This window comes from Ellagibacter isourolithinifaciens (assembly GCF_008831035.1).
Lineage (GTDB): Bacteria > Actinomycetota > Coriobacteriia > Coriobacteriales > Eggerthellaceae > Ellagibacter > Ellagibacter isourolithinifaciens.
The window spans coordinates 26,389-42,555 of sequence record NZ_WAJR01000018.1 but is presented as its reverse complement, the minus strand read 5'-3'; the positions used below and the strand labels follow the sequence as shown (position 1 = coordinate 42,555).

The window sequence follows — 16,167 nt, the reverse complement described above, 5'->3', positions numbered from 1 at the left end:
TTCCTATCCGTTTTCCTCGGTATCCGGTTTTCAAGGTTCCCGGGGCGTCTTATCCGCCCCGCCCCGCCGCTTCCTTCCGTCCGCGGCGCAAGGAGATATATTACGCGACCCTTCGCCTGCCGTCAAGAACTTTTTTCAAAAAGTTTTGAGCGGTTTTGAAGGGCCACCGTTTCTGCTCTCAATCAAGCTGAGTGAAAGAAGAAACCCACGCTCTCCTCAAACGCGGGTTTCTCATTATAGCTATTCGGTTTTACCGCCGCAAGACCTTTTTTACACGAGCTTGATGAACTTTCGTTTGCCAACCTGCAGGACGCAATCCTTCAGCTTCTCGGGCTCAACGTTGTATACCTTAGGCGCGACCGCATCGCCGTTGAGCTTTACGCCACCGCCATCGATGAGGCGGCGCGCTTCCCCAACGCTTTGCGCAAGGCCGGCGTCGTGAATGATCTTCGCGAGATAGACGAGGCCCTCTTCGTTGGGAGTGAGGTCGGGCGTGTACTCGGCGATGTCGTCGGGGACGTCATGTTTCTTGAACACGAGGTCAAACTGCTCCTCGGCCGCGTTCGCCTGTTCCTCGTCATAGTAAGCGGCAACGATGTTGCGGGCAAGGGCTCGCTTTACCTTATTAGGATGGAGCTCGTCGTTGGCCAAGCCGGCCTCGATCTCGTCGATTGCCGAGACGGACTCGGTAGATGCAAGACGGTAATACTTCACCATAAGCTCGTCGGGGATGGACATGACCTTGCCGAACATGTCGGACGGCTCATCGGTGAGGCCGATGTAGTTGCCGTAGCTCTTCGACATCTTCTTCACACCGTCGGTGCCCTCGAGCAGCGGGAGCGTCAAGCACACCTGCGGCTCCATGCCGAGCTTCTCCATAAGCTCGCGACCGGCAAGCAGGTTGAAGAGCTGATCAGTGCCGCCGAGCTCGACGTCAGCCTTGATAACGACGGAGTCGTAAGCCTGCATGACCGGGTACATGAACTCGTGAAGGCTGATTGGCAGGTTCGAGGTGTAGCGGTTATGGAAATCGTCGCGCTCGAGAATGCGGGCGACCGTGAACTGCGCCATGAGCTTCAAGAGCTCTTCCATGTTCAGCGAGAGGATCCACTCGGAGTTGTAGCGAAGCGTCGTCTTCTCGGGGTCGAGGATCTTGAATGCCTGGTTGACGTAGGTTTCCGCGTTCACCTTAATCTGCTCGCGAGAAAGCTGCGGGCGGGTCGAGTTGCGCCCAGACGGGTCGCCGATGAGCGCCGTGCCGTCACCGATGATGAGCGTGACCTCGTGGCCGAGGTCCTGGAACTGGCGCAACTTGCGCAGCGGGACGGCGTGGCCGATATGGATGTCAGGAGCAGTCGGATCGACGCCGAGCTTGATGTTGAGGGGTTTGCCGCGCTTGAGCTTTTCAAGCAGAGCGCTTTCCGGCACGATCTGCGCCGTGCCAGAAGAGATGATGTGAAGCTGTTCTTCAGGTGTGAGCATCGAAATGTCCTTCATACAAGGGATTAGCTCATGAGATTCTAGCACATAGGCCGCATGAGGCCCGAATCTATCGAGAGGGCTGCGCAATAAGCGAACGAGCAAGCGCTCTGGAAGACTGAGCTCATAAGCGAGGGGACTTCTCGCCCAAACTCTTCGCTGAAGCGAGTGGCGTTTCGCTACAATGCCGCAGTGGAATCTAATCGTCACGGTCGAGGGCTATTCCTGCCCATCGCCCGACAGGAGAACAACCAGTGCTGAAGTTACATGTGCTCGCAAGCGGAAGCAAAGGCAACGCTGCCATCGTTGAAAACGCCGCGACAGGCGCGGGCATGCTTATCGACTGCGGAATCTGCAAGCGCGATTTCCTCGAGCGATGCGACGAGGCGGGCTTCGACCCCGCTCGAATCGACGCCGTGCTCATCACCCACGAGCACGGGGACCACACCAAGGGGTTGGGCGTGGTGTTGCGCGGCCTCGCGAAATTAGGCTGCGCACCAACGGTTTACGTAAACCAGGCCTGCATCGACGCGAGCTCCGCGCTGCAGAAGGTCGCAGGCGATTGCGCCATCTTGCCGCTCTCCTCGGGGCAGCGCGCAATCGAGGCCGCTGGCTTGCGCGCCTTCCCTTTCGCAACCAGCCACGATGCTGCCGCTTCCTTCGGCTTTCGCGTCGAGGCGCCCGACGGCGACGCACTGGGTTACATAACGGATTCGGGCATCGTGACGAGTACCGCGCACTCGGCCTTGCGTGACGTGCGCATTTTGGCGCTCGAGAGCAACCACGATGAGCGCATGCTGCAAAGCGGCGACTATCCCTACGTCATCAAGCAGCGCATCGCCTCGGAATTCGGCCACCTCTCGAACCCGCAGGCTACCGAGGAGCTTGCCGCACTCATCACTGAATCGCGCGCCGCGGGTCTTCGCGCGCCCGAGGCCGTCGTTGCCATGCACATCTCGCAGAACAACAACGACTACGACCTGCCGCGAGCGGCACTCGAGAAAGGACTCGCCATCGCCGAGGGCAATGCGCGCGTCCTTTGCGGCTACCAAGGACGCCTCACGAGCGTGAAGTAGCGCCCGGGAAGGAGCTTCCCAGCACTGCGAGGCCGCAGCGTTGCGCATGGGAAGCGCCTTCAAATGGTAAGTAGCCTAGCTGAGATACAGTTCCCGACCTCTGCCCCAAAGAGACAGAGGCCCCGTCCTATGTCGCGGCGTGCTACTGAACGCCGCGGAACAGATGTCCTGTGGTGGCGCTTGTGATCTTGGCGACCGAGTTTCCGTCGGACTGCGCGATACGCAGCGCGCGGATGGCTCGACCAACAGCCTGCGCCGCCTGCTCGCCGTTCATGAGCGTCGTATCGACCATAAAGGACGTGACGCCCGCCGCCATGAGTTCGGGAAGCGAAGCCACCAGGTCGAGCTCAACGCTGTTGTAAAGGTGGCTGCGACCGAGCGCATCGGTGATGACAGGGAAGTCGAAGTCCTTGCGGTCCTTAAGGTAATGCGGGCTGCGACGACGACGGCACTCGGCGCAATCCTCGCTGCACGGGCCCTGACTCATGAGCAGGCAGTGCTCGGTGATCATGAGTTCTTGCGCGCCCGAGATGAAGATGCCCAGCTCAACCGGGGTATCGCGGGACAACTCGCGAATCTGGTCGAGAGAGAGCTCGGGAGAGAGCCACACGCGAACGGCGCCCATGCGAGCAACCTCGTCGAGCGCAAGCCTGTTCGTGACGGGCAGATGCGGGCCGACCTCGAAGGGAATCCCGATCTCGGCGGCCATCTGCATGGCACCGAGGCTCTCCACGAACACCGGACGCCCCGACGTTGCGTAACGCCACGGGTCGAAATCAAGCTTCGCCTCGCGCGAGAGCCCGACCTCGTCGTGATCGACGACGGGCATGGCAAGAAGGCACTGCTTGGGGTAGCCCGCCTGCTCGACCGTGGCCGTGAGCTGACCCGCGACCACCGCCTCGCCGCGTCCGTAGTTCAGCGCCGGAACGTACACCATATGAGCGCCCGTACGCTTTGCGGCCCTCGCGCACACGGGGTTCGTCGTCCATGCGCCGATGCGGGCACCGCTCGGACGGACGGCGGGAAGCTCTTCGCGATCCTCGGTACGGGGAAGACGACGGGCATGGTAGGCGGCCAAGGCTCGCTCGGTCAAATCGTCGAGGGCCTCGGCGCGAACGCGGTGCAGCTGCGAGAACCCGATGCCGACCCCCTCGTCGAGCTCGACGTCGAGCCGCGTAAGAACATAAGGAGTCGAGCCAAGGCGATCGATATGAGCGCGCACGTCCTCTTCGGTGACGGCCTTCGTGCGAGCAGGCTCGACCTCGGCCCCACTCGCCACACCGCGAACTTCGGCAAGCTCGCCCTGAGACGTGCGGGCAAAGGAGAAGGAGACCTCGAGCGGCTCGCCGATGCGCAGGCGAACCGTGCCCTCAACCTCGACGCGCGGCTCGAGGGAGTCGTCCTCGAAGGCTTCCTTCGCGCTGCGCACGCGGAACACGCGGTCGCCCGCACGCACGCCCTTCACGCGCGCATCGAGCTCAATCCGCACACGGCCCTTCTTGTCGTAGGAGAGGTCGGCTACCGTTTGGGCGGCATGGCCCTTCCCCGTCCAAAACTCGAGGACATCGCCGATTGAAAGCTCGTGCTCAGCGGAGATGGTCGCTATGCCGTTACGTGCTTCGGCCACGCGGCCGATAAAGGCGCCGCGATTGTTCGGGCGCTGATAGCTCATGATGTCGTTCCCACGCTGACCTTCAAGATACGCCGTGGTGAACCCGCGGGAGAACGCCTCCTCGAGCGTACGGCGTTCGTCCTCCGTCGGGCGAGCAGGAGAAACAGAGCCCTCCTGCGCATACACCCGATCGAGCACGCGGCGGTACACCGACACGACGGCCGACACGTAATCGGCCGACTTCATACGGCCCTCGATCTTAAGCGACGCGACGCCGGCTCGCGCCAGATCGGAAAGAAGATCGATCGAGCAGAGGTCCTTCGGCGAGAGCAGATGCTCGCCTGGCGCCGAAAGCGGCTTTCTTTGGGCAGCATTGTGCAGTTCGTAGGGCAAGCGGCACGCCTGCGCGCACAGACCTCGATTGGCGGAGCGACCCCCGATCATGGAGGACATGAGGCACTGGCCGGAATAGCAGATGCACAGCGCGCCATGACCGAACGCCTCGACCTCGACGCCTGCCTCGGCGCCTACCTGCGCGAGATGGGCGATTTCCTCCACGGAAAGCTCGCGGGCAAGCGTGACACGCTTGGCACCCATGCGGGCGGCGGCGCGGATGCCGGCAGCATTGCACGTGTTCATCTGCGTAGAAATATGCAGGCGGATGTCAGGGAGCGCGCGGGCTATCTCGCTCGCAAGACCAATGTCCTGGATGATGAGCGCGTCGGCACCTGCGCGCCATGCCTGGCGAGCGCATTCGAGCGCGCGGCCCACTTCGCCCGGCAGCACGATGATGTTCAGCGTGACGTAGATCTTCACGCCCCGCAGATGCGCGTAATCGCACGCCTCCTTGAGCGTGGCGATGGTGAAGTTATCGGCCCCGCGGCGCGCGTTGAACGACTCGAGCCCGAGATATACCGCGTCCGCACCGGCACGCACGGCGGCGTGAAGGGCGCTCATGTTGCCCGCAGGCGCCAAAAGTTCCATATTCCGCATAAGGTTGGTGTCTCCTCGTCTGAAAGACCAGATGGTCGGTTCATGGTAGTATAGACGAATCATGAGAGTAAGGAGAAAACACCGTGAAATGCGCACCCATGCTCCAGCGTGGGGAGTGCTCGTTGCGGCGTTTTCGGTCGTCCTCGTCGTCGGTTTCGGGGCCTTCGGCGTGGGACGCGTCGTGGACGCATGGGTCGGCGAGCTGCCCAGCGTGCACGACCCGAACGCCTTCGCCTACAGCGCCAAGACGCGCATCTACGCGAACGATCGCACCACCCTTTTGGCGGAGTTCTACCTGCAAGACCAAGAACCCATCGAGAAGGACCAGGTGGGCGACTATGTCCTCAAAGGAACCGTCGCGACGGAGGACACCCGGTTCTACGAGCACCAAGGCGTGGACTACTACGGCATCGGGCGCGCGCTCGTGAACAACCTGAACGGCGGCAGCCTCGAGGGCGCCTCCACCATCACGCAGCAGCTTGTGCGCAACACGCTCCTATCAAGCGAGGCAAACGATATCTCGTTTCGGCGCAAAGTTCGCGAAGCCGAGCTCGCCATCGAGATGGAGCAGGCGTATTCCAAAGACGACATCCTGCTCATGTACCTGAACACGATCAACTACGGCTCGGGGTGCTATGGCATCGAGGCCGCAGCGCAGCATTACTTCTCCAAGAGCGCAATCGACCTTACGCTTGCAGAGGCGGCAACGCTTGTGGGCATCCCGCAGTCACCGACGTACAACAACCCCGAGGACTATCCCGAAAACTGCACGAAACGTCGCAACGTCGTGCTCGACCGCATGCTCACGCATGGAACGATCACGCAGGAGGAACACGATAGCGCCGTCGAAGAGGAGCTTGTCTTAGACGTCGAAACACGCGCCGAAGACGGCATCTACGAGTACCCGTATTTCACGAGCTACGTGCGCCAGCAGCTCCTTGACCAGCTCTCGTTCGAGGAGGTGTTCGACGGCGGTCTTACGATCTACACCACAATCGACCCGACGCTTCAGGGCTACGCGGAGGAAGCAGCAGCGGAAGTGTACGACGATATGGCGAGAACCGGCGACAGCGATGTGAGCCTTTCGATGACGTGCATCGACCCGAACACCGGGTACGTGCTCGCTATGATCGGCGGGAGGGATTGGTCGGACAGCCAGTTCAACCTCGCGACAAGCGCGACGGGGCGCCAGGCGGGCTCATCGTTCAAGGCGTTCACGCTGGCCGCCGCCATCGAGCAGGGCATCAGCCCGAAAACGGTTATCGACTGCTCCACAGGGTTCGTGAACGCAGCATGGAGCAAGCCCGTCACCAACTATGCGGGTGCGAACTACGGGTACCTTTCCATTGAGCGAATGACCTGGGTCTCCGCCAATACCGGTTTTGCCCGCCTTGTCACCGACCCCGATGGCGTGACGCCGCAGAGCCTGCTCGACATGGCGGCGCGCCTCGGCGTTGCCGGCGACACGAAATACGGCTACGGAGCCTACCCCGCGCTCACGCTCGGCGCCGCGCAGACGAACACGCTGCGCATGGCGAGCGCCTACGGAGCATTCGCGACCGGGGGCATCCGCCACGCCGATACCTGCATCACCCAGGTGATCGCGCAAGACGGCACGACGCTCATCGACAACACGGAGGTACCGGGCGAGCAGGTGCTCTCCCCCGAGGTTGCAGGAGAAGTGACCCGCGTGCTGCAAGGCGTGGTCACCCAGGGAACCGGCCGCGGGTCGGCGCTGCCGTCGGGGCAGGTGAGCGCAGGCAAGACGGGCACGTCCCAGGAGCATCGCGACCTGTGGTTCTGCGGCTACACCCCGCAGCTTTCCTGCGCAGTATGGACGGGCGCCGCGCAGGAACGGGAGATGTGGGAGGCGCCCTGGTGCAAGGACGCCTGGAGAATCTTCATGTCGCTTGCCCTTGACGGTCGCGCGAGGGTAGACTTCCCCACCGCCGCTGAGCCGAACTACGACAGCGCCTTCAACAAGAAGCAGTCGATATACAGCGAAGATGCCGCGAAGGACACCATCGCGCAGCTTTCGGGTGCAAGCTTGGCCGAAGTGCAGGCGGCGTTGGGAAGTAACCTCACCATCGTGGAAACCTACAGCTCCACCGTGGCTGCAGGGTCGATAGTGAAGATCGAGTTCGCGAACGGGACCTACACCGCCTACGTGTCGATCGGCCCCGACCCGAACGCGGGCGGCGAGGGCGACGGTGCAGACTCGGGCGAAGAACCACCTGGCGGAGGGGAAGGTCCTGCGGAGCCACCCGATGACGGCGGGCAACCAGGCGGTGAAGGCGGTGAGCCTGCTCCATAGGGGCTTTGAGCATCCGTGCCGCAGCCGATGGGTGCGCATGGCTCGATGCAGGCCGTCGCAGCAGACATCCGCCCATGCCTCGATTGGCGGCACCCTACCAGCATAAGCGAGAAACGCGAAGGCGGCGGCCCGCATGATGCAGGTCGTCGCCTTCGCGTTGTGACCAATTCATTTTAAGAATCTGCCGAGCGTTCCCAGAGCGAGCAGTCTCGCTCGCCTTGGCACTCGGGGGAGAGCCGAAACGCTAGTCCTTGCCTGCCGCAGCCTCGTCAGCCGCCTTCAGCTTATCGATTCCCGCATTATAGGCGTCCTGGATTGCCTGCAAACGCGAATCGTAGGTTGACCAATCGAAAGGCTCGGTCGTGGTCGCGCCATCAATCTCCGTGTAAAGCTGAATATAGGAGTTGAGCGCGTCCTTCAGGCTGTTCGCGCCGTCGACATAGCCGGCTGCAACATCCTTCAGCGGCTCGGGCGCCTCAAGGGAAGACAAGTCGTCAAGCACCTTGAACGCGTTGTCCGCCTGGGTACGCATGGTAACCACGTCACCGCGCGAAACGGCATCGACGAAATCGGAGAGGCGGGAATCGAGATCGTCCATCTTCTGATTGACCTGCGTCATGTACTCGCGATTTTCTGATTGCTGGTCGTTTGCCTGATTGGCCGTTTGCTGCATGCAGCCGGAAAGCGCAACAGCGAGCATTGCGCTCACGCAAACGGCGGCAAGCGCGCGGATGAATGAAGATCGGGTCATGTGTTCTCCCATCGATGCGCGACGGGGAACCCGCCGCGCGATTGTACGAATCGTGCAAAACTCTACTCTATCGGAACTGGCTCAGTGGTTCCACCGGAACCCCCGCCGGTTCCACCTCCGGAATCGCCGCCAGTTCCGCCCGTCGTGCCTCCGCCGGAGTCGCCGCCGCCAGTTCCGCCCGTCGTGCCTCCGCCGGAATCGCCGCCGGTGCCTCCAGTGCCACCGGTCGTGCCGTTGCCGCCATCGCCCGTGGTGCCATGGTGGTTCCCCGCGTTAGTCCCGTTCTCGGTCGTCGAGCTCTCGTCGGTCTTCTTATCCTTGTCCTTGTCCTCATCGTCGGCGGAACTGTAGTAGCCGCCGATGTGGTATTGGGTGTCCTTGAAATCGCTCTTGTACTGGGGATCGCCTGCTTTCGGGAAATCCTCGGTCGGCTTGCCTTTCAGAACAACGTTCATGAAGTCGGGGAACGTACTCGCCGCAGACATGCCGCTCGGCACTCGCTGTGCATGACTGTAATCGCTACGATCGCCGAACCAGATGGCAACGGAAAGCTGCGGGGTGATGCCGCAGAACCAGCTATCCATATAATTCTCCGACGTTCCCGTCTTGCCCGCCGAAACCTGTCCGTTCGAAAGCGCCGCAGCCTTGCCGGTGCCCTTTGTGATGACGCCCTTCATGACCTCGGTGGCCGCATGGGCAACTTCTGCGGAAATGGCTCGCTCGCCCTTTGGTGCCGAGTTGTCGACCACGATCGAGCCGTTGCGGTCGACGATGCGCTCGACGCACTCGGGGTCGTAGTGCGTGCCGCCGTTCGCGATGGTCGCATAGGCGTTTGCCATCTCAAGCGGCGTCACAGACTCAGAGCCGAGCGTGAGCGACCCTGTCGCAGTGAGCGGCGAGGTGATGCCCATACGCTTGGCGACATCGACGACCTTGTCCGGGCCGATCGAGAGGATAAGCCGCGCGAACGCCGTGTTCGACGACACCGCGAAGGCGTCCGCGATGCTCTTCGTCCCGTAGTTGGTGTGGTTGATGTTGGCAACTTCCCATCCGGGGAGCTTCGCAGTTGCCGAAGCGTCGATCATGGTATTGGGGTCGATGCCCTGCTCGATAGCTGCCACCAGGGTGAACGTCTTGAACGAAGAACCTGCCTGCCTGCCCGACCCGCCTGTCCCGGTAGCCATGTTGACCTGCGAGGCGTCGTAGTCCTTGCCGCCGACAAGCGCCTTGATGTAGCCGTTGTCGGGATCGATCGCCACCATCGCAACCTCGTAGTTGTCGCCCGCCGCCTGCTCCTTCTCGCGCGCAGCCGCCTCGGCAGCCTCCTGCATGGAAACGTCAAGCGTGGTGTAGACCTTCAGCCCGCCCTTGAAAAGTTCGTCTTTGGAGTACGCGTACTTGCCGTTGGCGTTGGTCAGCTGGTCGCGCACGTAGCTCGTGAAGTACGGATACGCCTCGATTCCCGTGGTCGACGGCTCGGTCGGATTAAGCACGAGGGGCTCGGCCTGGGCGGCGTCGTGTTCTTCCTGAGTGATGACGCCGTTCGAGAGCATGCGGTCGAGCACCACATTGCGGCGCTTCGTGCAGTTCTCGGGATAATTAATCGGGTTGTTGTACGTCGGCGACTGGGGAATGCCCACAAGCGTCGCCGCTTCGGCGATGGTGAGCTCGCTTGCGTGCTTCGAGAAGTAGCGCTCCGATGCCGCCTCGATGCCATAGGCGCCCGAGCCGTAGTTGATCGTGTTCAAGTACATGAGCAGGATGTTGTCTTTGGAGTACTGCTCCTCGAGCTTGATCGAGATATACGCCTCGCGAACCTTGCGCTTGATCGAGATGTCGTCCATCTCCGAAGAGAGGATTGTGTTGCGCACGAACTGTTGGGTGATGGTAGATGCGCCCTCAAGGTCGCCGCCCATGAGGTTGTTCACCAAGGCACGGCCGATGCCCCACGGGTCGATCGCACCATGGGAGTAGAAGCGTTCGTCCTCCGTAGCAACCGTGCCCTTGAGCGCGTAGTCGCTGATCTCGTTGATTTCGACCGGGTCGCGGTTCTCCAGCTGGAACTCCGCGAGCACCGTCTGCCCATCGCTCGCATAGACGACCGTCGGCTGCGCGGTGTTGTACGCGTCGGCGCTCTTGTAATCGGGGAGATCAGACAGCCAAGACGAGCCGACAGACCAGACGCCCCAGCAAAGCGAGACGATGAACGCGAAGATAACCGCCGCTACAGCGATCACCGCCGTCGACGGATGCTTCTTCTTGATGTTGGCCCTGCTTTTAATCGCACGTGACGCCACGGGCACCTCCTCGTTAGTCCAAAGTATTGTAGCATCGGCTCGCTTTCCCCTCGAAAGCTCCCCCGTTTTGTCAGCAAATGGGCACAAGAGGCGTCGTTTTGGCCCATGACCTGCGCCTCCCCGTAATGCAGAAAGGCAGGGGCCGATTTCTCGAACCCCTGCCTTCGTGATAACGTCGCCGATTAGGGCGACGACGCCCCGTCAGGGGACTACGCGAGCGATGCCGCGTCGGCCTCATCGGCGGCGAGCGCCTCTTTCGCCTGGTCGAGCTGCTCTTTCACCGCGGAATTGCCCGTGCCGCCGAACGTGGTGCGCGCGGCGACGATACTCGCAAGGTCGAGGCACTTCGTGATGTCCTCCTCGAACAGGTCGCTTTCCGCTTTGAAGTCCTCGAGCGAGAGGTCTTCCAAGCCGCAGCCTCGCTTGTCGCACAAAAGCACGAGATGGCCCACGATCTCATGCGCACGACGGAACGGAAGGCCCTTCTTCGCCAGATAGTCGGCCACGTCCGTCGCGGCGAGATAGCCCTTTTTCGCCTGCTCAAGCATGGCGTCGGGGTGAATCTCCATGGTGTCGATCATGCCCGTGGCGCACCGATAGCAATCCTCGAGCGTCTTCGCAGCGTCAATGGCACCTTCCTTGTCCTCCTGAAGGTCCTTGTTGTACGCAAGGGGAAGTGACTTCATCGTGACGAGCAGCGCGACCAAGTCGCCGATCACGCGCCCAGACTTGCCGCGGATGAGCTCGGCGAAGTCGGGGTTTTTCTTCTGCGGCATGATCGAGGAGCCCGTCGAGAACGAGTCGGACAGGGTGACGAAGCCGAACTCCGCCGTCGACCAGAGGATGATCTCCTCGCACAAGCGCGACAGGTGCATGCACGACACGCTGCAGGCATACAGAAGGTCGAGCAGGAAATCGCGGTCGGAGACGGCATCGAGTGAGTTGGGAATCACGCGCGAGAAGCCGAGCGCCTCTGCCGTCATGAAGCGGTCGAGCGGATAGGTGGTGCCAGCGAGGGCCGCGGACCCGAGCGGGTTCGCGTCCGCGGCGTCGTATGCCGCGCGCAGGCGGTCGAAGTCGCGGTCGAGCATCCACACGTACGCGAGCATATGGTGGGAGAAGAGCACCGGCTGGGCATGCTGCATGTGCGTATAACCAGGCAGAATGACGTCGAAGTGCTTCTCCGCCTGAGATACGAGCGCATGACGAAGCTCCACGTTGGCAGCCATCAGGTCGCGCGCCCGCTTCTTGGCGAACAGGCGCGTGTCTGTGCAGACTTGGTCGTTGCGGCTACGACCCGTGTGAAGGCGCGCGCCCGCATCGCCAATTTCTGAGGTGAGCACGCTCTCGATGGACATGTGGATGTCCTCGTTGTTGATGTCGAACGGGAAGCTTCCCGCCTCGATCTCGCCCTTGATTCGCTCAAGGCCCGCATCGATCTTGTCGGCATCCTCCTGCGAGATGACGCCTTGGTGCGCGAGCATCGCCGCATGGGCGCGCGAGCCTGCGATGTCCTGCGCGTAGAGCTGCTTGTCGACGGGAAGAGATGCGCCGAAGCGCTGCGTGAACTCGCTCACGCCCTCTTCGAATCTGCCTGACCAGAGTGCCATGGTGTGTGTGCCCTTTCAATCGGTGAGAATGATCATGTAAATGCCCTCGAGCCTTAGGGGGCCGTCCGGGTTTGGCGTCCGACAACCCTCAGTCGCTCAGACAGTCCTCGCTTCGCTGCGGAACTCGCTTTGTGAGGGCCGTCGGACACCAAACTCTACGTTTTCCAATCCTGCAAGCGTTGCCCAGTCGGGAGCGTAGGCGTGCTCAGCCAAGCTCTGCGTTTCGGGATTTGAGCACGCCCGCACTACCTCGACTTGCGTTAATCATTACGAGAAGGGCGCCCTTTTGGGAGCGCCCTTGGGTCGTTCGCTTCTGAAGACAACGCTCGCTTCGGCCCTGTTCAACCTGCACGATATGAAAACTTGCAAGTCGAGTCAAAGTCAGCGAGCGGCGTTCTGGCGAGTGCAGATGGCGCGAAAGGTTGAGGAAGCGTACTTAAGGCACGACGAAACCTTGGAGCGCCAGCTGTGCCGACGGAACGCCGCGCAGCGCCGGATCGTTTCGCTAGTCGGCAGACCAGCGAAACCCCCTTTACCCGCGGTGCTTCTCTGCCCAGACCTTTCCGAAGAGGCTGTAGATATTGATGAAGCCCTTCGCAGATTTGTGGTCGAAGGTGTCGCCCTCGTCGTAGGTGGCGAGCTCCTTGGTATAGAGCGAGTAATCGCTCTTGGAGCCCGTGACCGTGCAGGCGCCCTTGTAGAAGGACAGGCGCACCGTGCCCGTGACGTTGACCTGCGTCGTTGCGAGGAACGCATCCAGACCGGCCTTCAGCGGGGCGTACCATTTGCCGTTGTAGACCTGGTCGGCCCACTCGTGCTCCACATGGAGCTTGTAGTGGAGCACGTCGCGCTCGAGGCAGATGTCCTCAAGCGCCTTGTGCGCCTTGATGATGGCGAGCGCGCCTGGAGCCTCGTAGCATTCGCGGCTCTTCACGCCGACGAGGCGGTTCTCCACCATGTCGAGGCGGCCGAAGCCGTTCGCGCCGGAGATCTTGTTCATCTCGAGAATAATGTCGAGGTAGCTCATCTCCTTGCCATCGATCGCGCAGGGGACGCCGTCCTTAAAGGAAATCTCCACGACAGTCGGGGTATCGGGAGCCTTCTCGGGATCGGTGGTCATCGTGTAGATGTCCGCCGGCGGCTCGTTCCAGGGGTCTTCCAGAACACCGCACTCAATGGCGCGGCCCCACAGGTTGTCATCGATCGAATAGGGCGACTTCTTGGTAGTGGGAACTTCCACCCCGTGCGCCGCTGCCCAATCCATCTCCTGCGGACGGGTCTTCAAATCCCACTCGCGAACAGGGGCGATGATTTCCAGCGACGGATCGAGCATCATGATGGACGCCTCGAAGCGCACCTGGTCGTTGCCCTTGCCGGTGCAGCCGTGTGCCACGTACTTCGCGCCGAACTCGTGCGCGATCTCGACGAGATGCTTCGCAATCAGCGGGCGCGAGAGAGCGGACACGAGCGGGTACTTGTTCTCGTAAAGCGCGTTCGCGGCAAGCGCAGGAGTAAGGTATTCCTTGGCGAATTCCTCGCGCATGTCGACCACGCGGCACTCGATGGCGCCGGTGCGCAGGGCCTTGTCGTGAATCTTCTCAAGGCCGTCGTGCTCCTGTCCGACGTCGCCAACGACGGCGATGACGTCGAGCCCGCGCTCCTCCTGCATCCACTTGATGCACACCGACGTATCAAGGCCACCGGAGTAGGCCAAGACAACCCTGTCCCTCTGTTCGCTCATTTTTGTATCCTTTCCCAGCTCAAAACTGTTTTAACCACGGTAAACCAAATGCACCCTGAGCATTTGGCGAACTATAAAATCCCACCAAGTTTCTCGATTAACGCATCGACGTCTGCCCTGCTGCACACGAGCGGCGGCAGGAAGCGCAGCGTGTGCGCACCCGTCGCATTGAGCAGAAGCCCTGCGGAAAGCCCGTCGAGCACGACGTCAGGAGCTCCCTTGCCGTCCTCTGCGAGGTCGGCCGCCAGCATGAGGCCCATGCCGCGTACCTCGGTGACCTGGGGAAGCGCGGAAAGCTGCTCGCGCAGGTACGCGCCCACCTCAGTCGCGTTCGCGGCGAGGTTCTCCTTTTGAATCTCGCTCAGCGTCGCCTCTGCCGCCGCCACCGCAAGGTTGGACCCGCCGAACGTGGAGCCGTGATCGCCCGGCTTGAACGCCGCCGCCACTTCTCCGCGCGCGGCGCACATGCCGCAGGGGAAGCCCGATGCCACACCCTTCGCGATGGAGACGATATCGGGCACGACGTCGTAGTTCTGGAAGCCGAAGGGCTTGCCGGTGCGGTAGATGCCGCACTGCACCTCGTCGCAGATCATGAGCGCGTGGCGCTCAGCCGTGAGACGGCGAACCGCTTCCATGAACTCGGGGCTGCAGGGGTGCACGCCCGACTCGCCCTGGATGGGCTCGAGCATGACAGCGCAGATGGAGTCGCCCTGCGCCTCAAACAGCGCCTCGAGCGCCGCGATGTCGTTTTGCGGCGTGGGCGTGAAGCCGTCGGGCAGCGGCTGGAAAAGCTCCTGCTTGGCCGGCTGCGCGGTCGCGGCGAGCGTGGCGAGCGTACGGCCGTGGAAGCTCTTCTTCACCGTGACGATCACACGCGGAGCCGCCTCCCCGTCGCCGCCTTCGGCCTCAACGCGACGGCGCGCGTAGGCGCGGGCGAGCTTGATGGCGCACTCGTTCGCCTCGGCGCCCGAGTTCGCGAAGAACGTCTGCCAAGGCGCCTGGTCGGCGGCGGGCACGTCCTCGTTCAGAGCGTCGGAGAGCAGCTTGCCCACCTGCCCGCGATGCTCGATGTAATAGTAGTTGCTCACGTGGATGAGCGTGGAGGCCTGCTCGGTGATCGCGCGCACGACGGCAGGGTGGCAATGCCCCAAGCTCACCGCGCCGATTCCCGCGATGAAGTCGAGGTATTCCTTGCCGGCATCGTCGCGAACGACCATGCCCTCGCCTTCCACCAGCTCGACCGGCTTACGGCCGAACGTGTGCATGACGTAGGTTTCCTCCAGCTGCTGCTGTTCAGCAAGACTCATTGTTTCTCCTTCTCACAAAGGCGGTGAGGTGACCGCCCACGTTACACCAGTTTGCTCGCGAAGCTGCCCTCGCGCGTGGAGTCGAACGCCGCGTCCCCATCGGGCGGGACGATCATGGTGCCGACGCCCTTGTCGGTGAGCATCTCGAGCAGAAGCGCATGCGGTGTGGTGCCGTTTAAGATATGCGCACGGTGCACGCCCGCGTCGAGCGCGCGGATGCAGGATCGCAGCTTCGGAATCATGCCCGTCGAAACCTGCTTTTTGTCTACCATCTCGCGGACTTCATCAAGCGAGATACGCGAGATGAGCGTCGACTTGTCGTCGAAGTCGCGGTAGAGGCCGTCGACGTCGGTCAAGAAGAACACCTTGTGCGCGCCTATGGCCGCTGCCACATGGCCCGCCACCACGTCGGCGTTCACGTTGAAAAAGCCGCTGCCCGGCTCTTCCCCGATGCCAACCGACGCGAGAACGGGAATGTAGTTCGCCGACACGAGGTCTTCGAGAAGCTGCGAGTTGATGCGCACGACGCGCCCGACGCGCCCGAGCTGCTCGCTCGCCTGCTCGGCGATAATCGTGGCCCCGTCGGCACCCGAAAGGCCCACCGCAACCCGGCCGTGCTCGTTCATCGCCTCGACAAGCTCCTGGTTCACCTGGCCGGCAAGCACCGAGCGCACCACTTTCATGGCCGCATCGGTGGTCACGCGCTGGCCGTCGATGAACTTCACGGGCATGTCGAAGCGCTTCATGGCCTCGGAGATGGCGAGCCCGCCGCCGTGCACGATCACCGGGTTCACGCCGATGATCTTCAGAAGCACGATGTCAGCCATGACCTCGGCGCGTAGCTGCTCGTCGACCATGGCAGAACCGCCGTACTTGATGACAATGGTCTTACCGGTGATGTTTTTGATCCACGGCATCGCCTCGGCGAGCACTTCGCCTGTGATGGTGTCGACCCCGTTCGGTCTGCTGTCCTTATCGTAGTTCATG

At 62.1% G+C, this 16,167-nt stretch carries 10 protein-coding genes; 2 read left to right on the top strand and 8 right to left on the bottom strand.

Annotation, left to right across the window (positions count from 1 at the left end; all coding sequences use genetic code 11):
- Positions 1-270: 270 nt before the first annotated feature.
- The gene (gene tyrS / locus F8C90_RS07585) at positions 271-1,482 is read right to left on the bottom strand and encodes a tyrosine--tRNA ligase (protein WP_158049916.1); all 1,212 of its coding nucleotides are present in this window, start codon (positions 1,480-1,482) and stop codon (positions 271-273) included.
- A 251-nt stretch (positions 1,483-1,733) separates the two neighbouring features.
- On the opposite strand from tyrS, the gene F8C90_RS07580 reads away from it, so the two are divergent.
- Positions 1,734-2,555: an MBL fold metallo-hydrolase gene (locus F8C90_RS07580; protein WP_158049915.1), complete on the top strand. Its 822-nt coding sequence runs from the start codon at positions 1,734-1,736 to the stop codon at positions 2,553-2,555.
- 142 nt (positions 2,556-2,697) lie between these two features.
- On the opposite strand, the gene F8C90_RS07575 is transcribed toward F8C90_RS07580, so the two are convergent.
- Positions 2,698-5,160 carry a U32 family peptidase gene (locus F8C90_RS07575; RefSeq protein ID WP_158049914.1) on the bottom strand — a complete coding sequence of 821 codons (2,463 nt, stop codon included), beginning with the start codon at positions 5,158-5,160 and terminating at the stop codon, positions 2,698-2,700.
- A gap of 88 nt (positions 5,161-5,248) precedes the next feature.
- Here F8C90_RS07575 and F8C90_RS07570 point away from each other — a divergent pair, with 88 nt between their 5' ends.
- Entirely contained in the window at positions 5,249-7,474 is a 2,226-nt protein-coding gene (locus F8C90_RS07570) for a transglycosylase domain-containing protein (RefSeq protein ID WP_158049913.1), read from the top strand.
- 244 nt (positions 7,475-7,718) lie between these two features.
- On the opposite strand, the gene F8C90_RS07565 is transcribed toward F8C90_RS07570, so the two are convergent.
- From F8C90_RS07565 to argB, 6 genes are all read right to left on the bottom strand, one after another.
- Positions 7,719-8,225 carry a hypothetical protein gene (locus F8C90_RS07565; protein ID WP_158049912.1) on the bottom strand — a complete coding sequence of 169 codons (507 nt, stop codon included), beginning with the start codon at positions 8,223-8,225 and terminating at the stop codon, positions 7,719-7,721.
- 62 nt (positions 8,226-8,287) lie between these two features.
- Complete coding sequence (locus F8C90_RS07560) at positions 8,288-10,522, bottom strand: transglycosylase domain-containing protein (RefSeq protein ID WP_158049911.1); 2,235 nt, start codon at positions 10,520-10,522, stop codon at positions 8,288-8,290.
- 209 nt (positions 10,523-10,731) lie between these two features.
- Positions 10,732-12,132 carry an argininosuccinate lyase gene (argH, locus tag F8C90_RS07555; protein WP_158049910.1) on the bottom strand — a complete coding sequence of 467 codons (1,401 nt, stop codon included), beginning with the start codon at positions 12,130-12,132 and terminating at the stop codon, positions 10,732-10,734.
- A 532-nt stretch (positions 12,133-12,664) separates the two neighbouring features.
- Positions 12,665-13,873, bottom strand: a complete 1,209-nt coding sequence (locus F8C90_RS07550; RefSeq protein ID WP_158049909.1) for an argininosuccinate synthase — start codon at positions 13,871-13,873, stop codon at positions 12,665-12,667.
- 71 nt (positions 13,874-13,944) lie between these two features.
- Entirely contained in the window at positions 13,945-15,180 is a 1,236-nt protein-coding gene (locus F8C90_RS07545; RefSeq protein WP_158049908.1) for an aspartate aminotransferase family protein, read from the bottom strand.
- A gap of 41 nt (positions 15,181-15,221) precedes the next feature.
- Positions 15,222-16,166 (bottom strand): acetylglutamate kinase, encoded by a 945-nt coding sequence (argB, locus tag F8C90_RS07540; protein ID WP_158049907.1) that lies wholly within the window; start codon positions 16,164-16,166, stop codon positions 15,222-15,224.
- Position 16,167 lies beyond the last annotated feature (1 nt).

Coding starts and splice junctions, on each gene's coding strand:
- F8C90_RS07550 (WP_158049909.1), bottom strand. CDS start 13,873: ATGAGCGAACAGAGGGACAGGGTTGTCTTGGCCTACTCCGGTGGCCTT.
- argH (WP_158049910.1), bottom strand. CDS start 12,132: ATGGCACTCTGGTCAGGCAGATTCGAAGAGGGCGTGAGCGAGTTCACG.
- tyrS (WP_158049916.1), bottom strand. CDS start 1,482: ATGCTCACACCTGAAGAACAGCTTCACATCATCTCTTCTGGCACGGCG.
- F8C90_RS07575 (WP_158049914.1), bottom strand. CDS start 5,160: ATGCGGAATATGGAACTTTTGGCGCCTGCGGGCAACATGAGCGCCCTT.
- F8C90_RS07565 (WP_158049912.1), bottom strand. CDS start 8,225: ATGACCCGATCTTCATTCATCCGCGCGCTTGCCGCCGTTTGCGTGAGC.
- argB (WP_158049907.1), bottom strand. CDS start 16,166: ATGAACTACGATAAGGACAGCAGACCGAACGGGGTCGACACCATCACA.
- F8C90_RS07545 (WP_158049908.1), bottom strand. CDS start 15,180: ATGAGTCTTGCTGAACAGCAGCAGCTGGAGGAAACCTACGTCATGCAC.
- F8C90_RS07570 (WP_158049913.1), top strand. CDS start 5,249: ATGCGCACCCATGCTCCAGCGTGGGGAGTGCTCGTTGCGGCGTTTTCG.